Annotated in this window: 17 protein-coding genes; 13 read left to right on the top strand and 4 right to left on the bottom strand. The window is 62.5% G+C overall.

The genetic code is table 11. From position 1 onward, the window contains the following. Window positions 1-39: 39 nt before the first annotated feature. Both ACN9MO_RS13520 and ACN9MO_RS13515 read left to right on the top strand, forming a co-directional pair. Window positions 40-993 (top strand): ring-cleaving dioxygenase, encoded by a 954-nt coding sequence (locus tag ACN9MO_RS13520; protein WP_112994648.1) that lies wholly within the window; start codon window positions 40-42, stop codon window positions 991-993. Between the two features lie 222 nt (window positions 994-1,215). Beyond that, entirely contained in the window at window positions 1,216-1,779 is a 564-nt protein-coding gene (locus ACN9MO_RS13515; RefSeq protein ID WP_113132157.1) for an NADPH-dependent FMN reductase, read from the top strand. Window positions 1,780-1,923: 144 nt separating this feature from the next. Here ACN9MO_RS13515 and ACN9MO_RS13510 read toward each other — a convergent pair whose 3' ends face one another. Both ACN9MO_RS13510 and ACN9MO_RS13505 read right to left on the bottom strand, forming a co-directional pair. Beyond that, window positions 1,924-3,480 carry a VOC family protein gene (locus ACN9MO_RS13510; protein ID WP_113132158.1) on the bottom strand — a complete coding sequence of 519 codons (1,557 nt, stop codon included), beginning with the start codon at window positions 3,478-3,480 and terminating at the stop codon, window positions 1,924-1,926. A gap of 92 nt (window positions 3,481-3,572) precedes the next feature. Beyond that, window positions 3,573-4,430: an SDR family NAD(P)-dependent oxidoreductase gene (locus tag ACN9MO_RS13505; RefSeq protein ID WP_112994645.1), complete on the bottom strand. Its 858-nt coding sequence runs from the start codon at window positions 4,428-4,430 to the stop codon at window positions 3,573-3,575. A gap of 189 nt (window positions 4,431-4,619) precedes the next feature. Between ACN9MO_RS13505 and ACN9MO_RS13500 the strand changes: the two genes are divergently transcribed. Beyond that, window positions 4,620-5,375 carry a Crp/Fnr family transcriptional regulator gene (locus ACN9MO_RS13500; RefSeq protein ID WP_057249124.1) on the top strand — a complete coding sequence of 252 codons (756 nt, stop codon included), beginning with the start codon at window positions 4,620-4,622 and terminating at the stop codon, window positions 5,373-5,375. 78 nt (window positions 5,376-5,453) lie between these two features. Here ACN9MO_RS13500 and ACN9MO_RS13495 read toward each other — a convergent pair whose 3' ends face one another. Next, the gene (locus ACN9MO_RS13495; protein ID WP_058320748.1) at window positions 5,454-5,966 is read right to left on the bottom strand and encodes a Dps family protein; all 513 of its coding nucleotides are present in this window, start codon (window positions 5,964-5,966) and stop codon (window positions 5,454-5,456) included. A 222-nt stretch (window positions 5,967-6,188) separates the two neighbouring features. Here ACN9MO_RS13495 and ACN9MO_RS13490 point away from each other — a divergent pair, with 222 nt between their 5' ends. Continuing rightward, window positions 6,189-6,563 carry a response regulator gene (locus ACN9MO_RS13490; protein WP_058320749.1) on the top strand — a complete coding sequence of 125 codons (375 nt, stop codon included), beginning with the start codon at window positions 6,189-6,191 and terminating at the stop codon, window positions 6,561-6,563. Between the two features lie 19 nt (window positions 6,564-6,582). On the opposite strand, the gene cysQ is transcribed toward ACN9MO_RS13490, so the two are convergent. Then, window positions 6,583-7,359 (bottom strand): 3'(2'),5'-bisphosphate nucleotidase CysQ, encoded by a 777-nt coding sequence (gene cysQ / locus ACN9MO_RS13485; RefSeq protein WP_058320750.1) that lies wholly within the window; start codon window positions 7,357-7,359, stop codon window positions 6,583-6,585. Between the two features lie 231 nt (window positions 7,360-7,590). Between cysQ and ACN9MO_RS13480 the strand changes: the two genes are divergently transcribed. From ACN9MO_RS13480 to ACN9MO_RS13440, 9 genes are all read left to right on the top strand, one after another. Beyond that, on the top strand, window positions 7,591-8,841 hold the full coding sequence (locus ACN9MO_RS13480) for a sarcosine oxidase subunit beta family protein (protein WP_112994644.1): 1,251 nt from the start codon (window positions 7,591-7,593) through the stop codon (window positions 8,839-8,841). 72 nt (window positions 8,842-8,913) lie between these two features. Next, window positions 8,914-9,192, top strand: coding sequence for a sarcosine oxidase subunit delta (locus ACN9MO_RS13475; RefSeq protein WP_058326469.1), 279 nt, complete (start codon window positions 8,914-8,916; stop codon window positions 9,190-9,192). Next, entirely contained in the window at window positions 9,189-12,146 is a 2,958-nt protein-coding gene (locus tag ACN9MO_RS13470; RefSeq protein ID WP_112994643.1) for a sarcosine oxidase subunit alpha family protein, read from the top strand. The genes ACN9MO_RS13475 and ACN9MO_RS13470 overlap by 4 nt, the downstream gene beginning before the upstream one ends. Before the next feature lie 10 nt (window positions 12,147-12,156). Beyond that, the gene (locus tag ACN9MO_RS13465) at window positions 12,157-12,711 is read left to right on the top strand and encodes a sarcosine oxidase subunit gamma family protein (RefSeq protein ID WP_112994642.1); all 555 of its coding nucleotides are present in this window, start codon (window positions 12,157-12,159) and stop codon (window positions 12,709-12,711) included. Between the two features lie 245 nt (window positions 12,712-12,956). Further along, a complete protein-coding gene (locus ACN9MO_RS13460) occupies window positions 12,957-15,383 on the top strand; it encodes an FAD-dependent oxidoreductase (protein ID WP_112994641.1) in 2,427 nt (808 codons plus the stop codon). Between the two features lie 289 nt (window positions 15,384-15,672). Next, window positions 15,673-16,575, top strand: a complete 903-nt coding sequence (locus ACN9MO_RS13455; RefSeq protein WP_053248038.1) for a branched-chain amino acid ABC transporter permease — start codon at window positions 15,673-15,675, stop codon at window positions 16,573-16,575. Window positions 16,576-16,579: 4 nt separating this feature from the next. Continuing rightward, window positions 16,580-17,965, top strand: coding sequence for a high-affinity branched-chain amino acid ABC transporter permease LivM (gene livM / locus ACN9MO_RS13450; protein ID WP_057249022.1), 1,386 nt, complete (start codon window positions 16,580-16,582; stop codon window positions 17,963-17,965). Beyond that, window positions 17,965-18,858 carry an ABC transporter ATP-binding protein gene (locus ACN9MO_RS13445; protein WP_057249023.1) on the top strand — a complete coding sequence of 298 codons (894 nt, stop codon included), beginning with the start codon at window positions 17,965-17,967 and terminating at the stop codon, window positions 18,856-18,858. The genes livM and ACN9MO_RS13445 overlap by 1 nt, the downstream gene beginning before the upstream one ends. Next, window positions 18,855-19,580, top strand: coding sequence for an ABC transporter ATP-binding protein (locus ACN9MO_RS13440; protein ID WP_057249024.1), 726 nt, complete (start codon window positions 18,855-18,857; stop codon window positions 19,578-19,580). Before ACN9MO_RS13445 ends, ACN9MO_RS13440 begins: the two co-directional genes overlap by 4 nt. Window positions 19,581-19,604: the final 24 nt, after the last annotated feature.

The raw sequence follows: 19,604 nt of genomic DNA, 5'->3' as shown, positions 1-19,604 counted from the left end.
TATGGTGCTCAACAGAAATGCCACGCTTTGGAGGCAATCATGAGCTTGCAACTGACTGGGATCCATCACCTGACGGCGATCACCGCGAACGCGCCGGAGAACCTGCGCTTCTATACCGAGACGCTTGGTCTGCGGCTGGTCAAGAAGACCGTCAACCAGGACGATACCACCGCCTATCACCTTTTCTACGCTGACGGCCGTGCCACGCCCGGAACCGACCTGACCTTCTTCGATTGGCCGGTCGGGCCCGAGGGCCGCGGCACGCACAGCATTTCGCGCACGGGCCTCCGGGTCGGCAGCGCCGAGAGTGTACGCTGGTGGAAGCGTCGTTTCGACGAGCTGAAGGTAACGGTCGGCGAAGTCTCCGAAATCGACGGACGCCTGTCGCTTGATTTCGAGGACCGCGAAGGCCAGCGCTTCCGGCTGATCGACGACGGCGGACTTCAGCCCTCGCATCCTTGGGAAAAGAGCCCGGTTCCAGCCGAACATCAGATCAAGGGCCTCGGGCCGATCACGATCAGCGTGCCCGACATCACCAACACAGAACTGGTCCTGACTCATGTGATGAACATGAGCGCGGCGCGGACCTATCCGTCGCCGGATGGTGAGGGTGAGGTCCATGTCTTCACGATGGGCGAAGGGGGACCAGCGGCGGAACTGCATGTCGCGGTCCAGCCGGGTCTGCCGATTGCCCGGCAGGGCGCTGGTGCGGTGCATCACGTCGCCTTCCGGGCGCCCGACAATGCGGCGCTGACGGAATGGACCGAACGTCTCAATGGCTTCCGCCTGCCGTCGAGCGGCGAGGTCGAACGCTTCTATTTCCGCTCGCTCTATTTCCGCGAGCCGAATGGCGTTCTCTTCGAGATCGCGACCGATGGTCCCGGTTTCGCCGTCGACGAGCCGATGGAAACGCTTGGCGAGAGCCTGTCGCTGCCGCCGTTCCTGGAGCCGAAGCGCGCCCAGATCGAGGCACGGCTGAAGCCGCTGGTCTAACAGTCTGGTCCGAACGACAAGCCGGGGGTTCGTCCCCGGCTTTTTTGTCTCTATCCCTCTGGTCCTGTTGGACATCGGTCGCGCACGGACCCATCATGACGGCTGTCGCGTTCTGCATCAGAGCGGGGTGAGGAAAACATGTGCAGCTTTCCGCCCTTAACCCGCCCTCACCTTGTCGAGGCGCGCCCGCAAGGACCTGTAGAGTAGGAAGGATCAGATCTCATGACGAAAATCCTCGGCATATCCGGGAGCCTGCGCAAAGCGTCGTTCAACACGGGCCTGATGCGGGCGGCCGCGGAAAATCTGCCGGATGACGTCAAATTCGACACCGCGACACTGCACGGTATTCCGCTCTATGATGGCGATATCGAAAAAGAGAGCGGTATTCCGCCGGCTGTGACGGTTCTGAAGCAGCAGGTGATGGCCGCCGATGGCGTCATCCTGTTCACGCCTGAATACAACAACTCCATTCCGGGCGTGTTCAAGAACGCGATCGACTGGTTGAGCCGGCCATCGGCCGATATCGCCAAGGTGTTTCGCAACCGACCTTTCGCGCTCGCCGGCGCCTCGCCCGGCAATTTCGGCACCATTCTCAGTCAGAACGCGTGGCTGCCCGTCATGCGCACGCTCGGTGCCGAGCTCTGGTCGGGCAAGCGGCTGATGTTGCCCAAAGCGGACACGCTTTTCGACGGCGAGGGGACGCTGACGGATGCGGCTGCCCGCGACCGACTGGCAGCCTTCGTCAAGGCGTTCGCGGATTTTGCCAGGGCGGAAAAAGAAGCGTAGGCGGCTGACATCGTCGTAACGCGACGCTCTCGTCATCCTCGGGTTCGACCGAGGATCCACGATGCGGCACCGGCTTGGCAATGGATGCTCGGGTGAAGCCCGACCAGAGGGGGTGCCGGACAGTCGGAGGCGGGGCGGGGGGACTTACAGCCCCTTCTCCTCCAGCCATTGCTGGATTGCAGCAATATCAGGTGCGCCGATCTCGTGCCCCATGTCGAGTTCTGTCGTCGTCAGATCCGCGCCGGTGCGTGACAGCTCCGCCTTCAGGCGAGGCGCGAATTCTCCGTAGCTGTCGTGCTGGCCCGTCAGCAGCAGGATGTTCGTGCCCGAGAGATCAGGAGGCGGCACATCGTCGAGCACGAGCATCGAGCGCATCAGCACGACGTTGCGGATCAGTCCCGGATGCAGGAGCATCAGCGCGACCAGCAGGTTGGCGCCGTTGGAGTAGCCGATGAAGACGGTCTTCTCGAGATCGATGCGGTAGCCGTCTTCGGCTCCCTCGACGAAGGCAGCGAAGGCATCGGCCTCCGCGCGCACGTCCTTCTGGTCGAAGGTCGTCGGTGAATAGCGGCGGAACCAGCGCGGCAAACCTTCTTCGTTCGCCCGGCCACGAATGCCGACGAGTGTCGCTTCGCGGTCGACCTGGTGCGCAAGATGGAGGAGCTGCGTCTCGTTGGCGCCGCTGCCGTGCAGCAGCATGAAGGTGCGGTCGTTCAGGTGCTCCGGATGGTAGAAACGGTGCACGAAGGGTAGATCCCTTTGCGTCAGGCGCGGTTCTCCCGGCAGTGCGAACTGCGGCATGGCGAGCAGCAATTCTTCCCTGGCGGCGCCGAAATGTGCGGGGACGAAGAGTTCGGTGCCGAGGGTTTCCTCGGGTTCGTCGACGGTGAAGCCGGGCACGTCGCTTGCCAGTTCGTAGAGCGAGCCGCCGGGCTCGCGCACGTAGAGCGAATAGAAGTATTTGCGGTCATGCGCGTTGATGGCGCCGGCGCCATCGCGTCGCAGGTCGACCCCCACTTGTTCCACGGCAGCCCGATCCGGCGCGCGGAAAGCAACGTGGTCGATCGTCCCGGTTCCAGGCGCAGACGTCCAGAAGCCAGTCGCGTCGCGCACGTCGATAACGTCGCCGGAGGCGGAGGTGAGGCGACGGATGGTATCGCTGGAGGCCGTTTCACTGTAACCGAAATGGGTCTTCAGGAAGCGAACGGATTCTGCCGGCTTCTCGGTAAGGATTGTGGCGCCGCGCAGGCGTCGGATCGCATCCTCTTCCGGGATATCGCGCGTGCTCCAGGGAGCCGTGGCCGAAACCGCCTCGGTGCCGACGAGCTTGACGATGACGCCGTCCGGATCCTTGAGGCGCAGCACCGGTTCGCCGAACTCCTGCGACGGCCCTGAGGTGGCGATGTTGAATTGCAGCGCCCGAGTCAGCCAGAAGCCGATGCTCTCCGGCCGGATAGCGAAGGCGATTTCGCTCGGCTGGCTGTGGCCCACCCGGCCGCGACCGCCGTCCTCCCACATCAGGAAGGTGACGAGCGATCCGGGCGAGCCCTCGGCGTCACCATAAAAGAGGTGCAGCTGGTTGGCGTCTTCGTATCCGCCCGTCCGCTTGACGAGGCGCAAACCCAGGAACCCCACATAGAAATCGACGTTTGCCTGGACCTTCCGGGCAATCAGGGTGATGTGGTGGATGCCGCTCGTCATTCTTGATTCCTCATTGGTCTCTGCTCACAAAACACGGAGCGCGGCGCCAGCACCAGAAGCGCTGCGGCGAACGCTGTGTTTACGTCCGGGGATCAGTCGCGATCCTTTTCGAGGAACGCCTTGAACGCTTCCGCGTACTTCGGATGCCAGCGAGACAGCGGCGGCCGGTTCTCGACGATGTCGCCGGCAGCCCAGAGAATGCGTCGCTCATCGGTGGCGCGGGCGACGTCGTTGTCGGGGCAGAGGATATAGAAATCGCCGCGGGCGAGACTTTCCATCATGAAGTCGACGGTCTGCTCGGCCGTCCAGGCGCCGGCGGGCTTCTCGGTGCGGCCATGGGCCGTCAGCGACGTATAGACGAAGCCGGGGATCAGGAGATGAGCATGAACCTGGCTGCCGGCGGTGTTGCGCAACTCGTGTTCCAGCGCTTCGGTGAAGACCTTCACACCCGCCTTCGAGACATTGTAGGCCGGGTCGCCCGGCGGCGTGGTGATGCCCTGCTTCGAGCCGGTGTTGATGATGACCGCCGCCTTGCCATGGGCAACCATGCCCGGCGCGAAGGTGCGGGCACCATTGATGACACCCCAGAGATTGACGCCGATCGTCGCCTCCCAGGCTGCCAACGCACCGAGCATGGCGCTGCCGGGCTGGATACCGGCATTGTTCATCAGCACGTGCACCTCTCCGAACCGTCGACGCGTCTCGCGTTCGAGCGCTTCCAGATCTTCGAGGCGCGAGACATCAGTCGGGACCGCAACGACGTGCTGCGCACCCGCCGGCGCGACGGCAGCGACCTCGGCGGCCGCTTTGTCCAATCTCTCGCCTGCGAGGTCGGCGAGCACGACGCGCAGGCCGAGCGAGGCGAAATGGCGCGATGCTGCCAATCCAATGCCGGAGGCGGCGCCGGTGACGACGGCAACATTGTTGGGGGCGAAGGCGGGGTGCAGCATGGCGGAAGCTCCAGCGGTGGGATCGAATGCAAGAGATAGGGCGCCAAGGACGGCCTGTCCATTGGCGTCTCGGCAAGAGGCTCCTGAAAACCATGTGTTTTCAAGGCCGTCCCTTGTCCCGGGCAGCTCCGGCGCTACTTGCAGTTTTGCATTGAACGCGTGGCCGAAGGCATTTTCGCGGATGGAACGATGAACGGAACTGCAACTCGAAACGAAAAACGCACACCTTGCGAAAGCTGTCCATTGCGGAAGCTCGACCATTTTCGCGCCTTCACAAATGAAGAACTCGCCTTTGTGTCGCAATTCAAGACCGGTGAACTCGCAGTCGATGGCGGCGCAACCATCCTCGTTGAAGGCGCGCACAGCGCCCACCTCTTCACGGTGCTTTCCGGCTGGGGCTTTCGCTACAAGATGCTCGATGACGGACGCCGCCAGATCCTGAATTATGTGATGCCGGGTGATCTGATCGGCCTGCAGGGCAGCCTGATGGGGGAGATGCAGCATTCGATTGAAGCGCTGTCGCCGGTGACCCTTTGCGTTTTCGAGCGCGGCAAGCTGAACCGCCTGTTCGCCAACTATCCCGAACTCGCCTATGACCTCACCTGGATCGCGGCGCGCGAGGAGCGCATTCTGGATGAGAACCTCCTGAGCATCGGTCGCCGCTCGGCGCTGGAACGGGCCGCCTACCTGCTTGCCTTTCTCTACCAGCGTGCAAAGGCACTCGACCTTTTCAGCAGCAGTCGCGTCGCCATTCCGGTCACGCAGCAGCATGTGGCCGATACGCTGGGTCTTTCGATCGTCCATACCAACAAGACGTTGAAGAAGCTTGCCGAGCGCGACCTGATCCGCTGGGCGGACAAGGGCTGCAATGTCCGCGATATCGATGGATTGCTTGCGATTTCGGGCTGGGAAGGGTTGAATGAACCCAAGCGGCCCTTCATCTGAAATGCCGTTGAAGGGAGCCGTATCCTTTCCTTTCCGATGCGGCGAACGTCGCCGCATCGATGCCGGACCCCGATAGGATCAGGCTGCGACGATCGCTCGCAGCATCCAAAGCGCCTTTTCGTGGAAGTTGAGGCGATCGGTCAGCATGTCCGTGGTGACAAGGTCGTCGTTCTCGTCCGCCTTGGTGCCGGCATCGCGCATGCGGCGCACGGCCGCCTCGTGATCGGCAATCAGGTCGGCCACCATGTCGGCCGCGCTCGCGTGGTTGACGGAGCCGCCGCTCGGGGCAAATGCCGCCGCCTCGGTGAGTTTGGCTGGGGCGAGGTGACCCAGTGCACGTATCCGCTCGGCAATCACGTCAGTCGCCTGAAAGAGCGTGTTGTAGTGCTCTTCCGTCAATTCGTGCAGCGGCTTGAACAATGGGCCGACCACATTCCAATGGTAGATGTGGCTCTTGATCACCAGCTTGTAGGTATCGGCAAGGATGTCGGACAGTGCCGCTGCCATCTGCTGACGGTAGGCCCTGGTCAGGCCGATGTCGAATTCTTCGTCCTTGACCTTCGGTTTAAGCACGGAGGCTGTCTGCTTCATTCTCCTGCTCCCGTTCTATCTTGAGAAAGCCGCGAAACAGCGATCGCTTGCGATCGTGATCCGCTACCGGTGTTGAACGTCAGTACCGGTCGGTTGTTCCGCGCTTGGCCCCAATCGACGCTACATGTCTTATTTAAATGCCGGGCCGCCTCGAGGCGCCTATAGCTTGCTCTTATCGGCGCAAATGCCCTGTCGGTGCGCGCAAAAGGTGGAGTAAGCTGGATGGACGAAGTTCCGCCGCAGGTCCGGACCGTTCTTGTTCTCGAAGACAATTTCCTCATTGCATCGGATGCCGAAGAAATCCTGACGTCGCTCGGTATTGCCGAGGTGACGATCGCGGCGAATGCGGACCAGGCGATGGAGATCCTGTCTCGACAGAGCTTTGACTTTGCAATCCTCGACGTCCGTCTCGATAACCATACGAGCTTCGGCGTTGCCGATGCGATGCTTGCACGCGGCATGCCGTTTGGGTTCACCAGCGGCTACAGCGACATGGAGCTTTTCCCAGGGCATCTGCGGGACGTCCCGCGGATAGACAAGCCGTTCAACGAGAGGACGCTCGGCCAGCTGATCGCGGCCGGAATTCGGCAAGAGTGATGGGTTCCCGGCGGGGTCCTTACGGCTTGCCGCGCGAAACGAACCAGGGGTTGGCGAAGTCGCTGTCGTTCTTTTGGTTGCGTTTGCCGTAGGTGAGCGGCGCACCGTCCATCGTCAGTGTTTCGCCGCCAGCCGCCCGGAGGATGGCATCGCCCGCGGCCGTGTCCCATTCCATCGTGCGGCTGAAGCGCGGATAGACGTCGGCGAGCCCCTCGGCGAGAAGGCAGAACTTGAGGGACGAGCCGACCGCTCTGTAGTCGGCTATGCCGTGCTCGGCGAGGTAGGCGATCGTCTCGGCGCTGTTGTGCGAACGGCTGGCTAGACCCACCATGCGATCGCCGCAACTGCGGCAGCCAATGATCGTTTCATGGTCGAGGCGAAAGGTCTCGTCGATGACCGCCTTCACTGCCTTGCCGTGGTTCGCCGCATAGAGGATGCCGAGCGCCGGTGCGTAAACGACGCCGGCCACGGGCGCGCCGTTTTCGATCAACGCGATATTGACGGTAAAGTCGTCATGCCGGCCGATGAATTCCTTCGTGCCGTCGAGCGGATCGACAAGGAAGAAGGATTTGCCGGCGATGTCAGGCACGAAGCCTGCGGCGACAGCCTCTTCGGCGACCACAGGCACCTCCGGGAAGGCGCGGGCGAGGTCCGCCAGGATGATGCGCTCGGCGCAGGCATCGGCGTCGGTGACCGGCGAAAAGTCCGGCTTGTAGGTGACCGCCGGGCCTGCGTTGTAGATGTCGAGAATGGCCCGACCCGCTGATATCGCCGATTGTTGCAGTATCTCCAGCATTCGCCCTTACTTTCCGTCCATCACCAAGCCCATAGCATATCGGGAACAGGATGGTACCCGTGCTTTTGGCGGTAGGCGCATTCGATTGGAGACGAACATCGATCCACTCCGCTGCGCAGCGAAGTGCACGATGAGCCAGCGAACGGTTTTTTGCACCTGCGCCAGGCTTGCGTCTTGGCTTCCGCCTCACGGCTGTGCAAATGTGCCGACGCAACTCACCTGGATGCCTTCATGCGTTATTCCGCCTTCTCGCTCGTCAGGAACGCCCTTTCCGGAAACCTGAATTGGAAGCCGCAATGGCGCCAGCCCCAGCCCAAACCGCATTACGACGTGATCATCGTCGGCGGCGGCGGGCACGGTCTTTCGACCGCCTACTACCTCGCCAAGGAATTCGGCGTGAAGAACGTCGCGGTGCTGGAGAAGGGCTATCTCGGCTCGGGCAATGTCGGGCGCAACACGACGATCGTGCGCTCCAACTACATGCTGCCCGGCAACGAACCCTTCTACGAGTTTTCGATGAAGTTCTGGGAAGGGCTGGAGCAGGATCTCAACTACAATGTGATGCTGTCGCAACGCGGCGTCATCATGCTCTATCACAGCGACGCCCAGCGCGACGCCTATATCAGGCGCGGAAACGCGATGTGGATGGAAGGCGTGGCGGCCGAGCTCATCGAGCGTGAACAATTGAAGAAGATGATCCCCTTTCTCAATTACGACCACGCCCGTTATCCGATCCTTGGTGGGCTGTTGCAGCGGCGCGCCGGCACGGCGAGACACGATGCGGTCGCCTGGGGCTATGCCCGCGGTGCCGACCGGCATGGCGTCGACATCATCGAGCATTGCGAAGTGACCGGCATCCGCCGCGAAAACGGCGTCGTCACCGGGGTCGAAACGACCAAGGGCTTCATCGGCTGCGGCAAGCTGGCGCTGGCTGCGGCCGGCAATTCCTCGCGCGTCGGCGAGATGGCGGACCTCAAGCTGCCGCTCGAAAGCCATGTACTTCAGGCCTTCGTGACAGAGGGGCTGAAGCCCTGCATCGACCACGTGATCGTCTATGGCGGCGGCCACTTCTACATCTCGCAGTCGGACAAGGGCGGCCTCGTCTTCGGCGCCGAGATCGACGGCTATTCCTCCTATGCTCAGCGCGGCAATCTTGCGACGGCGGAACACGTGATGGAGGAGGGGGTGACGATGATCCCCGGCCTGTCACGCGTTCGGGTGCTGCGCGCCTGGGGTGGGGTCATGGACATGAGCATGGACGGTTCGCCGATCATCGACCGCACCTCGATCGACAATCTCTACCTGAACTGCGGCTGGTGCTATGGCGGCTTCAAGGCGACGCCGGCCTCCGGTTATTGCTTCGCTCATCTGATCGCCAGGAACGATACCCATCCGGTGGCGCGCGCTCTCAGGCTCGATCGCTTCGCCCGCGGCTATGCCGTCGATGAGGCCGGCGCCGGCCCGCAGCCCAACCTTCACTGACAGCACTTTGCCGGCCCGCCCGGCAGTACGGAATGAACGGGGGCCGAGGTCGGCTTCAGGATACGGAAGAGAATGGCAAGCCTGATTACCTGCCCGCATTGCGGGGTTCGACCGAAGGAAGAATTCGCGGTCCGCGGCGATGCTTCGCGCGGCCGCCCCGAACCGATGGACTCTGACGAAGCCTGGCACGACTATGTCTATGTGCGCGCCAACCCGCGCGGCCGGACCTTCGAGCACTGGCATCACGTTGCCGGCTGTCGCCGCTTCCTGGTGGTCGAGCGTGATACGGCAACCCACGAGGTCTATTCCGTCGTCGATGCCGCCGAGTTTGCGCGGAGGGTTGAGCGATGACCGGCTATCGTCTCTCCTCCGGCGGTCTGATCGATCGCAGCAAAACGCTGAGCTTCACCTTCGACGGCAGTCCATTGCGCGGCTTTGCGGGCGATACGCTGGCCTCGGCTCTACTTGCCAACGACCAGCTGCTCGTCGGCCGCAGCTTCAAGTACCATCGGCCGCGCGGCATCGTCAGCGCCGGGCCCTCTGAGCCGAACGCGCTCGTCACCATCGGCTCCGGTGCCCGCACCGATGCGAACACCAAGGCGACCGTCGCCGAACTCTATGGCGGGCTGACGGCGCGAAGCCAGAACCGTTGGCCGTCGCTCGGCTTCGATATCGGGGCAGTCAACGGCGTGCTGTCGCCCTTCCTCGGCGCCGGCTTCTACTACAAGACCTTCATGTGGCCGAAGCAGTTCTGGGAGCGGATCTACGAGCCCTTCATTCGCCGTGCTGCGGGCCTCGGCCGGGCGGTGCTCGAACGCGACCCCGAGACCTACGAGAAATCCTGGGCTTTCTGCGATCTGCTCGTCGTCGGTGCCGGTCCGTCCGGGCTGATGGCGGCACTGACGGCCGGCCGCGCCGGCCTCCGGGTCATCGTTGCAGACGAGGATTTCCGGCTCGGCGGTTCCCTGCTTTCGACCAGCGAGACCATCGACGGTGCCCCGGCATCCGTCTTCGCCGACCGCACGGTCGCGGAACTGCAATCGCTGCCCAACGTCACACTGCTTTCGCGCACCACTGTCTTCGGCTGGTACGACGACAACGTCTTCGGCGCCGTCGAGCGCGTGCAGAAGCACGTCGCCGAGCCGTCGTCGAAGCTTGTGAGCGAGCGCGTCTGGCGAATCGTTGCCAAGCGCGCGCTGCTCGCAACCGGTGCCGAGGAACGGCCGCTGGTCTTCGGCGGCAATGATCGCCCCGGCGTGATGATGGCCGGTGCCATGACCACCTATGCCGAACGCTACGGCGTGGCCGCAGGCAAGACGGTTGCGCTCTTCACCAGCGGCAGCGCCGGCTATCGCACGGCGCGGGCGCTTTCTGCGAAAGGCGTCGCGATCGCAGCGATCGTCGATGCCAGGGCCGAGGCCAGCGATCAGGCGCCCGATGGTGTCCGGGTCATCCGTTCGGCCTCCATCGTCGATACCAAGGGCAGGCAACGCCTCAAGGGCATCGTCGTCGAGCGCTCCGGCTTCGAGGAACTGATCGCCTGCGATGCACTCGGCATGTCCGGCGGCTGGAGCCCGGTCGTGCATCTTGCCTGCCAGCGGGGTGCCAAGCCGGTCTGGTCCGAAGAGTTGAAGGCATTCGCCGCCCCCGATGTCGGCGGTGGTCTGCGCCCCGTCGGTGCTGCCAACGGTATCTATACGCTCGCCGGCTGCCTTTCCGATGGTGCGGAGAAGGCCGCAACGATTGCGGCGGATCTCGGTTTCAACGCCGTTTCGGCCGCCGTTCCTGTCGTCGATGCTGAAGAAGCCTCTTCCTTCACTGCGCTCTGGTATATCCCGGGTGCCAAGTCGAAGGCCTTCGTCGATTTCCAGAACGACGTGCATGCGAAGGATCTTGGCCTCGCGCTTCGCGAAGGCTTCGGCCATGTGGAGCATGCCAAGCGCTACACCACCAACGGCATGGCGACCGACCAGGGCAAGCTTTCCAACATCAACGCTGTCGGCATTCTCGCGGGCATGCGCGGTGTCAGCCCGGCGGAGGTCGGCACCACGACCTTCCGGCCTTTCTACACACCGGTCTCCCTTGGTGCGCTTGCCGGGACGGCACGCGACGAACACGCGGCGCCGGCACGGAAGTCACCGCTGCATGGCTGGGCGATGAAAAACGGTGCGACCTTCGTCGAGGCGGGGCTCTGGCATCGCTCGGCGTGGTTCCCGCGCGCCGGCGAGAAGACCTGGCGCGAAAGCGTCGATCGCGAAGTGCTGAACGTGCGAGCCAATGTCGGCCTCTGCGACGTCTCGACGCTCGGCAAGATCGAAGTTTTCGGCCCCGACGCCGCGGAGTTCCTCAACCGGCTCTACTGCAACCCGGTCTTGAAGCTGCCGGTCGGCAAGGCGCGCTATGGCCTGATGCTGCGCGAGGACGGGTTCGTCTTCGACGACGGCACGGTGAGCCGGTTCGACGAGGCGCATTTCTTCGTCACCACGACGACGGCGATGGCCGGCCCGGTCATGGCGCACATGGAATATTGCGCCCAGGCGCTCTGGCCGGAACTCGAAGTCCGTTTCACCTCGTCGACCGACCAATGGGCGCAGATGGCGATCGCCGGCCCGAAGGCACGCGCGGTGTTGCAGCAGATTGTCGACGGCGACATTTCAGACGGCGCATTTCCGTTCCTTTCCGCCCGGAAGATTGTTCTGAAAAGCGGCGTGGCCGCGCGGCTCTTCCGCATCTCCTTCTCCGGGGAACTCGCCTTCGAACTGGCCGTGCCGGCCGGCAACGGCGAAGCGGTGGCGGACCAGATCATGGAGGCCGGCGGGCCCCACGATATCTGCGCCTATGGCGTCGAGGCGCTCAATGTGCTGCGGCTCGAGAAGGGACTGCTGACGCATGCCGAATTCGACGGGCGCGTGACGCCCGACGACGCCGGCCTCGGACGGATGCTGTCGATGCAGAAGGCCGACTTCATCGGCAAGCGGCTGTCGACCCGCTACGGGCTGACGGCGGCCGACCGCATGCAGCTCGTCGGGCTGAAGCCCGTCGATACGGACAAGGACATGCGCGCCGGCGCCCATCTGCTGAAGGAAGGTACGAAGCCCTCGACGCTGAACGATCAGGGTTGGGTAAGCTCGGCCGGCTTCTCGCCCGTCCTGGGGCATGCCATCGCACTTGCCTTCCTGAAGTCCGGGCGTGAGCGGTACGGCGAGAAGGTCATCGTTTTTGACAAGCTGCGCGATCAGGAGATCGTCGCCGAGGTCTGCGATCCGGTCTTCGTCGATCCGCAAAACGCAAAGCTGAAGGCCTGAGGAGGCGGCGATGGTTCGCGACTACAACAACCGCCACGCACTGGAACGGAAACTGCGCTCTGCACCGAGGCCCGCGGCCGCCGATCACCTGATGATCGGCCATTGGCGTACGATGGCGACGGTTCTTGCCCGTGCCGGGCAGGCGGAGGCAGTGCGGCGGGCGATTGGTTCGGCGCCTGAGCTGTCGCTGCGCTTCTCAGGCCCTGGGGAATGGCTGGTGGTCTCCGAGGTGGAGGCGCCGAGCGGGCTCGTGCGTCGCCTCGAAGAGCTCTGCGACGGGGGCGCCTATGTCGTCGACCAAAGCGACGGGCGCGTCGTCTTCCGCCTCACCGGCCCGAACGTGCGCAGCATCCTTGCCAAAGGTATCGGCCTCGACGTTCATCCCGCGGCCTTCTCGCTTGGGGGGAGTGCCAATGTTCTGTGCGGCCACATCCCGGTCAATCTCGCCCGGACGGACGAGGATACGTTTGAACTGATCGTGCCGCGGAGCTACGCCGAATCGCTCTTCGACGACCTGATGCGGATGGGGCGGGCGTTCGATCTCACCGCCGCTTTTTCAGACTGAACGGCCTCTTTCGAGAGGCTGAAAACAAATGCGGCATGAAATGCCGCAAACGGGTCGCCGATCCGCCAGCAAACGGCGGAAATGGACAAGCGCCCTTCGCAGCCGTGTCTTTATCGGCGCCGCCTTTCTGACTAGGCTGCCATCATTCGCCGCCTGCGCTTCTGTCCGGAAGGCAAGCGGTCTTGATTTTCTTCCTGACAATTTGGCCATGCCTCCGCCGGAGCATGGAAAGACGGAGTGTACGCATGAAAAGCCATGCCAAGGTCGTCGTTATCGGAGGCGGTGTCGTCGGTTGCTCGGTGCTCTATCACCTGACGAAGTTCGGCTGGACCGATGCTGTCCTGCTCGAGCGGTCGGAGCTCACGTCCGGCTCGACCTGGCATGCGGCCGGCGGCATGCATACGATCAACGGCGACCCGAACGTCGCCAAGCTGCAGAAATATACGGTCGAGCTCTACAAGGAGATTGAGGAGTATTCCGGTCAGGACGTCGGCCTGCACATGACGTCGGGCATGATGCTGGCGGCCACCAACGAGCGCTTCGACTGGATGAAGTCGATCCTCGCCAAGGGGCGCTACATGGGGCTCGAGGCCGAGCTGCTGACGCCCAAGGAAGCGCACGACCTGATGCCGCTGCTCGATCCCGACCAGTTCGTCGGCGCGGTCTTCGATCCGGTCGAAGGCCATCTCGATCCCTATGGCACGACGCATGCTTACGCCAAATCGGCGAAGAAGAACGGCGCCGAGATCTATCTGCACACCAAGGTCGAGGACCTGGTGCAGCGGGAGGACGGCTCCTGGCGGGTGATCACCAACCAGGGCGAGATCGTCGCCGAGCACGTCGTCAACGCCGCCGGTCTCTGGGCGCGCGAAGTGGGCCGCATGGTCGGCCTCGAACTGCCCGTTCTCGCCATGGAGCACATGTATCTCATTACCGAGGACATGCCCGAGGTCATCGAATTCAATCAGACGCGCGGCAAGGAACTGATGCACTGCGTCGATTTCGACGGCGAGATCTACTTGCGCCAGGAGCGCAACGGCATGCTGATGGGCACCTATGAGAAGGCCTGCCGCCCATGGTCGCCGATCTCCACGCCCTGGGATTTCGGCCACGAACTGCTTGCCGAAGACATCGATCGCATCTCGCCGGAACTCGAAGTCGGGTTCCGGCATTTCCCCGCCTTCAACAGGGCCGGCATCAAGAAGATCATCAACGGCCCCTTCACCTTCTCGCCGGATGGCAACCCGCTGGTCGGTCCCGTGCGCGGTCTCAGGAACTTCTGGTCGGCCTGTGCCGTCATGGCCGGCTTCAGCCAGGGCGGTGGCGTCGGCCTGGCGCTCGCCAACTGGATGATCCATGGCGACCCCGGCTTCGACGTCTTTGCCATGGACGTTTCCCGCTACGGCGATTTCGCCACGCTCGCCTATACCAATGCCAAGGTGCGCGAAAACTATTCACGCCGCTTCTCGATCCGCTATCCGAACGAGGAACTGCCGGGTGCGCGGCCGCTGCTGACGACGCCGATCTACGACAGGCTGAAGGCGGCTGGCGCGGTCTTCGGCGCGTCCTATGGGCTCGAAACGCCGCTGTGGTTTGCGCCCGAAGGGGTGAAGGACGCCTTCTCCTGGCGGCGCTCGACGGATTTCGAGACGGTTGGCGCGGAAGCGCGCGCCGTGCGTGAGGGCGTCGGCCTGATGGAGACGTCGGGCTTTGCCAAATATGCGATCACGGGCGAGGGCGCTGAAGCCTGGCTCGACCGGCTGCTGGCCTGCCGTATTCCGCAGGTGGGGCGCATGACGCTGGCGCCGATGCTGAAGGACGACGGCAAGCTGATCGGCGACTTCACGCTTGCCAAGCTCGGGGAGGAAGACTTCCTGCTGATCGGCTCCGGCATCGCCGAGGACTATCACATGCGCTGGTTCGAGGCGCATCTGCCTGAGGACGGCTCGGTTTCGCTGAAGGCGCTGAAGCTGGAACTGGTTGGCCTGTCGATCGCCGGACCGAAGGCGCGTGACGTGCTTGCCGGTCTCACCCATCTCGACGTCTCCGACGCCGCCTTTCCATTCCTGGACATCCGCCGGATGGACCTCGGCATGGCGCCCGTGATCGTCGGCCGCGTGAGCTACACCGGCGATCTCGGCTACGAGATCTGGATGAAGCCCGAATACCAGCGTTATCTCTTCGAGCTGCTGATGGAGAAGGGGGCAGCGTCCGGGATCCGGCTGTTCGGCCTCAGGGCGCTGAATGCGCTGCGCGTCGAGAAATCCTTCGGCAGCTGGGCGCGCGAGTACCGTCCGCTCTATGGCCCGGTCGAGGCCGGCCTCGGCCGCTTCATCGCGACCGGCAAGGACGCGGACTTTATCGGCAAGGTGGCTGCAATGAAGGAGAAGGCGGACGGTGGCGCCCTGCGTCTCAGGACCTTCGTCCTCGAGGCCAGGGATGCCGACGTCATCGGCGACGAGCCGATCTATCTCGACGGAGTCGTGCGCGGATGGGTGACATCGGGCGGTTATGCGCACACGAGCGGCGTTTCGGTGGCCATGGGATACGTATCGAAGGAGATCGCCGATCGCAGCGATGGCTGGTCGATCGAACTCCTGGGCGAGATTCTGCCGGCACGTCTCCAGGCGAATCCCTTGTTCGACGCAAACGGGCAGCGGATACGCACCTGAGCGGCGAAGCAGCGCACCGGCCTGGCCATTTGGTGGCTAGGCCTCCAGGCTAATCCCCGGGCATTTACGGCTAAAGTTGATGATTTTGCGGGCGAAAGCTGCGGAAGTTTTGGTTTTTCTGGCTCTAAAAGCGTCAAATCGATTTTATCGGGGAAGTTTTTGCCGAAGTCGCGTTTTTTAGCTTTCCTTTTTGTTTGAAAAAGGTATGGAATCGATCAAACACAGCGCTCAAAATGAGCTCAAAAAACAAGAGACCGGACCTTCAAGGATCTGGTCCAGGGGAAGATTGATGGAGTATTTCGTCCAGCAGCTCGTCAACGGGCTGACTCTTGGGTCTATTTATGGTATGATCGCAATCGGTTATACCATGGTCTACGGCATTATTGGCATGATCAACTTCGCCCACGGCGATATCTTCATGCTCGGCGGCTTTGCTGCTTTGATTGTCTTTCTGCTTCTCACCTCATTTATAGCAGGCGTGCCGGTTGTACTTGCGCTTTTGCTTATGATGGTCGTGGCTATGCTCGCGGCGTCGCTGTGGAACTGGACGATCGAGAAGGTGGCCTACCGGCCACTGCGCGGGTCATTCCGGCTGGCGCCGCTGATCACCGCAATCGGCATGTCGATCGTGTTGTCGAACTTCATCCAGGTGACGCAGGGACCGCGCAACAAGCCGATCCCGCCGCTCGTCTCGTCCGTCTATGAGGTTTTCGGCATCTCCATTTCGCTGAAGCAGATCATCATCATCATCATCACGGCGATCCTGCTTTCCGTCTTCTGGTACATCGTCAACAGGACGCCGCTTGGTCGTGCACAGCGCGCCACCGAGCAGGATCGCAAGATGGCGGCTCTGCTCGGCGTCGACGTCGATCGTACGATCTCGGTGACCTTCATCATGGGTGCGGCACTCGCTGCTGTCGCGGGAACCATGTACCTGATGTATTACGGCGTGGTCGTTTTTACCGACGGCTTCGTTCCCGGGGTCAAGGCATTCACCGCCGCCGTTCTCGGAGGCATTGGCTCGCTGCCGGGCGCTGTTTTGGGCGGACTTCTGATCGGCCTGATCGAGTCCCTGTGGTCGGCCTATTTCACCATCGACTACAAGGACGTTGCGACATTCTCCATTCTCGCAATCGTTCTGATCTTCAAGCCGTCGGGTATTCTCGGACGACCGGAAGTCGAGAAGGTATAATTCAATGGCAAACATTGCTTCTACAACTGCAAGCGCCGGCACTGAGGTGACGGCGCGGGCCCTGCGCGAGTCTGTCTTCGCGGGCCTCATCACGCTCGGACTGTTCGTGCTGTTCGTCGGCCTCAAGACCGACCAGAACATCCGCAACGAGCTGATCCTGACACAACGTTGGGGCCTGCTGGCGATCTTCGTGATCATCGCCATGGTTGGCCGCTTCCTCATGGTCGCCTATGTCCAGCCGCGGCTTGCCCAGCGAAAGGCTGCCAAAGCGGCGGCGCCGGAAGTTGCCAAGGAGGAAAGCTTCTTCAGCCGCAATTTCTCGACGATTGCGATACTTGCCTTGATCCTTTATCCGCCGGTCATCGTCGCGCTAACCGGTGTTCAGGGCTCGCTGAAATGGGTGGACAATTTCGGCATCCAGATCCTGATCTATGTGATGCTCGCCTGGGGCCTGAACATCGTCGTCGGCCTCGCCGGCCTGCTGGACCTCGGTTACGTCGCTTTCTACGCAGTTGGTGCCTATTCCTACGCGCTGCTCTCCACCTATCTGGGCCTGTCCTTCTGGGTGTTGTTGCCGGTGGCCGGCCTCCTCGCCGCCTGCTGGGGCGTGGTCCTCGGCTTCCCGGTGCTGCGTCTGCGCGGAGACTATCTGGCGATCGTCACGCTCGCCTTTGGCGAAATCATCCGTCTTGTCCTGATCAACTGGACCGAGGTCACCAAAGGTACGTTCGGCGTGTCCGGCATTGCCAAGGCAACGCTGTTCGGCATCAAGTTCGATGCCTCCAAGGATGGCTTTGCCGCATTGATGGGGCTGCCGATCTCGTCGGTCTACTACAAGATCTTCCTATTCTACCTGATCCTCGGTCTTTGCTTGATCACGGCTTTCGTGACGATCCGCATGCGTCGGATGCCGATCGGGCGCGCCTGGGAAGCGCTGCGCGAAGATGAGATCGCTTGCAAGTCGCTTGGCATCAACACGGTTACCACCAAGCTGACGGCTTTCGCCATGGGCGCCATGTTCGGCGGCATCGCCGGGTCCTTCTTCGCAGTACGCCAGGGCTTCGTGTCGCCCGAATCCTTCGTGTTCCTCGAATCCGCAGTGATCCTCGCGATCGTCGTCCTCGGCGGCATGGGGTCGCTGACGGGCATTGCGATCGCAGCGATCGTCATGATCGGCGGTACCGAAATTCTGCGTGAGCTTGACTTCCTGAAGGCCGTCTTCGGACCGAACTTCACGCCGGAACTCTACCGCATGCTGATCTTTGGCCTGGCCATGGTCGTCGTCATGGTCTGGAAGCCGCGCGGCTTCGTTGGATCGCGTGAACCGACCGCGTTCCTGCGCGAACGCAAGGCCGTCTCCGGCAGCTTTACCAAGGAAGGGCATGGCTGATGGCCCTCGAGACCACGACGATGACAATGACACAAGATCCCATTCTCAAGGTTGAGCACCTGTCGATGCGCTTCGGCGGTCTGATGGCCATCAACGACTTCTCTTTCGAGGCCTATCGCGGCGACATCACCGCGCTGATCGGCCCGAACGGGGCAGGTAAGACGACGGTATTCAACTGCATCACCGGCTTCTACAAGCCGACGATGGGTATGATCACGATGAAGCAGAAGTCCGGAAAGGAGTATCTCCTCGAGCGGCTGCCGGACTTCGAGATCACCAAGCATGCAAAGGTGGCGCGTACGTTCCAGAACATCCGGATGTTCTCCGGCATGACCGTGCTCGAGAACCTACTGGTCGCGCAGCACAACAAACTAATGCTGGCGTCGGGCTATACCGTGCTCGGGCTCCTTGGATTTCCTGCCTACCGGCAGGCCTCCAGGGAGGCGACTGAACTCGCCAAGCATTGGCTCGAAAAGGCATCGCTGATCGACCGGGCAGACGACCCGGCCGGGGACTTGCCTTACGGCGCGCAGCGGCGGTTGGAGATTGCTCGTGCCATGTGCACGGGACCGGAGTTGCTGTGCCTCGATGAGCCTGCGGCTGGCCTCAATCCGCGCGAATCGCATGCCCTCAATGAACTGTTGCAGGGCATTCGCAGCGACACCGGCACCTCCATCCTGCTGATCGAGCATGACATGTCCGTGGTCATGGAGATATCGGACCATGTCGTCGTGCTCGAATATGGGCAGAAGATCTCCGACGGCACCCCGGATTTCGTGAAGAACGATCCAAGGGTCATCGCGGCCTATCTGGGTGTCGAGGATGAAGAGGTTGAACAGGTGATCGAACAAATCGAGGAAATCGAAGGCGGGCAGGGAGGCACCAAGCAATGACTGCGCCGCTGCTGCAAGTGAAAGCCGTCGAAACCTACTACGGCAACATTCGGGCGCTGAGCGGCGTCGATGTCGAGGTCCATCGCGGAGAAATCGTTTCGCTGATCGGTGCCAACGGCGCGGGCAAGTCGACATTGATGATGACGATCTGCGGCAGCCCGCAGGCGCGCACCGGCACGGTGATGTTCGACGGCCATGACATCACGCGCCTGCCGACCCACGAAATCGCGCGTATGAGGATTGCCCAGTCGCCGGAGGGACGGCGCATCTTCCCGCGCATGACGGTTTTCGAAAACCTGCAGATGGGGGCGAGCCTCGACAACCTGAAGCATTTCGACGAGGACGTGGAAAAGATCTTCAGGCTCTTTCCCCGGCTCAAGGAGCGTAAGGCGCAGCGCGGCGGCACGCTGTCAGGCGGCGAGCAGCAGATGCTCTCGATCGGCCGCGCGCTGATGGCCCGGCCGAAGCTGTTGCTTCTCGACGAGCCGTCGCTTGGTCTTGCGCCGCTGATCGTCAAGGGCATCTTCGAAGCGATCAAGAAACTCAACAAGGAGGAAGGCCTGACCGTCTTCCTCGTCGAGCAGAACGCCTTCGGCGCGCTCAAGCTTTCGGACCGCGGCTATGTGATGGTCAACGGACGGGTGACGATGAGCGGCAGCGGCAGGGATCTGCTCGCCAATCCGGAAGTGCGCGCGGCCTATCTCGAAGGCGGCCGTCATTGATCGGCCGCATCTGGAGCAAGTGAC

This window comes from Ensifer sp. R-19 (genome assembly GCF_049905105.1).
In the GTDB taxonomy this organism is placed as follows: domain Bacteria; phylum Pseudomonadota; class Alphaproteobacteria; order Rhizobiales; family Rhizobiaceae; genus Ensifer.
The sequence above is the reverse complement of the archived record's forward strand: the minus strand, read 5'-3'. Positions and strand labels throughout refer to the sequence as shown.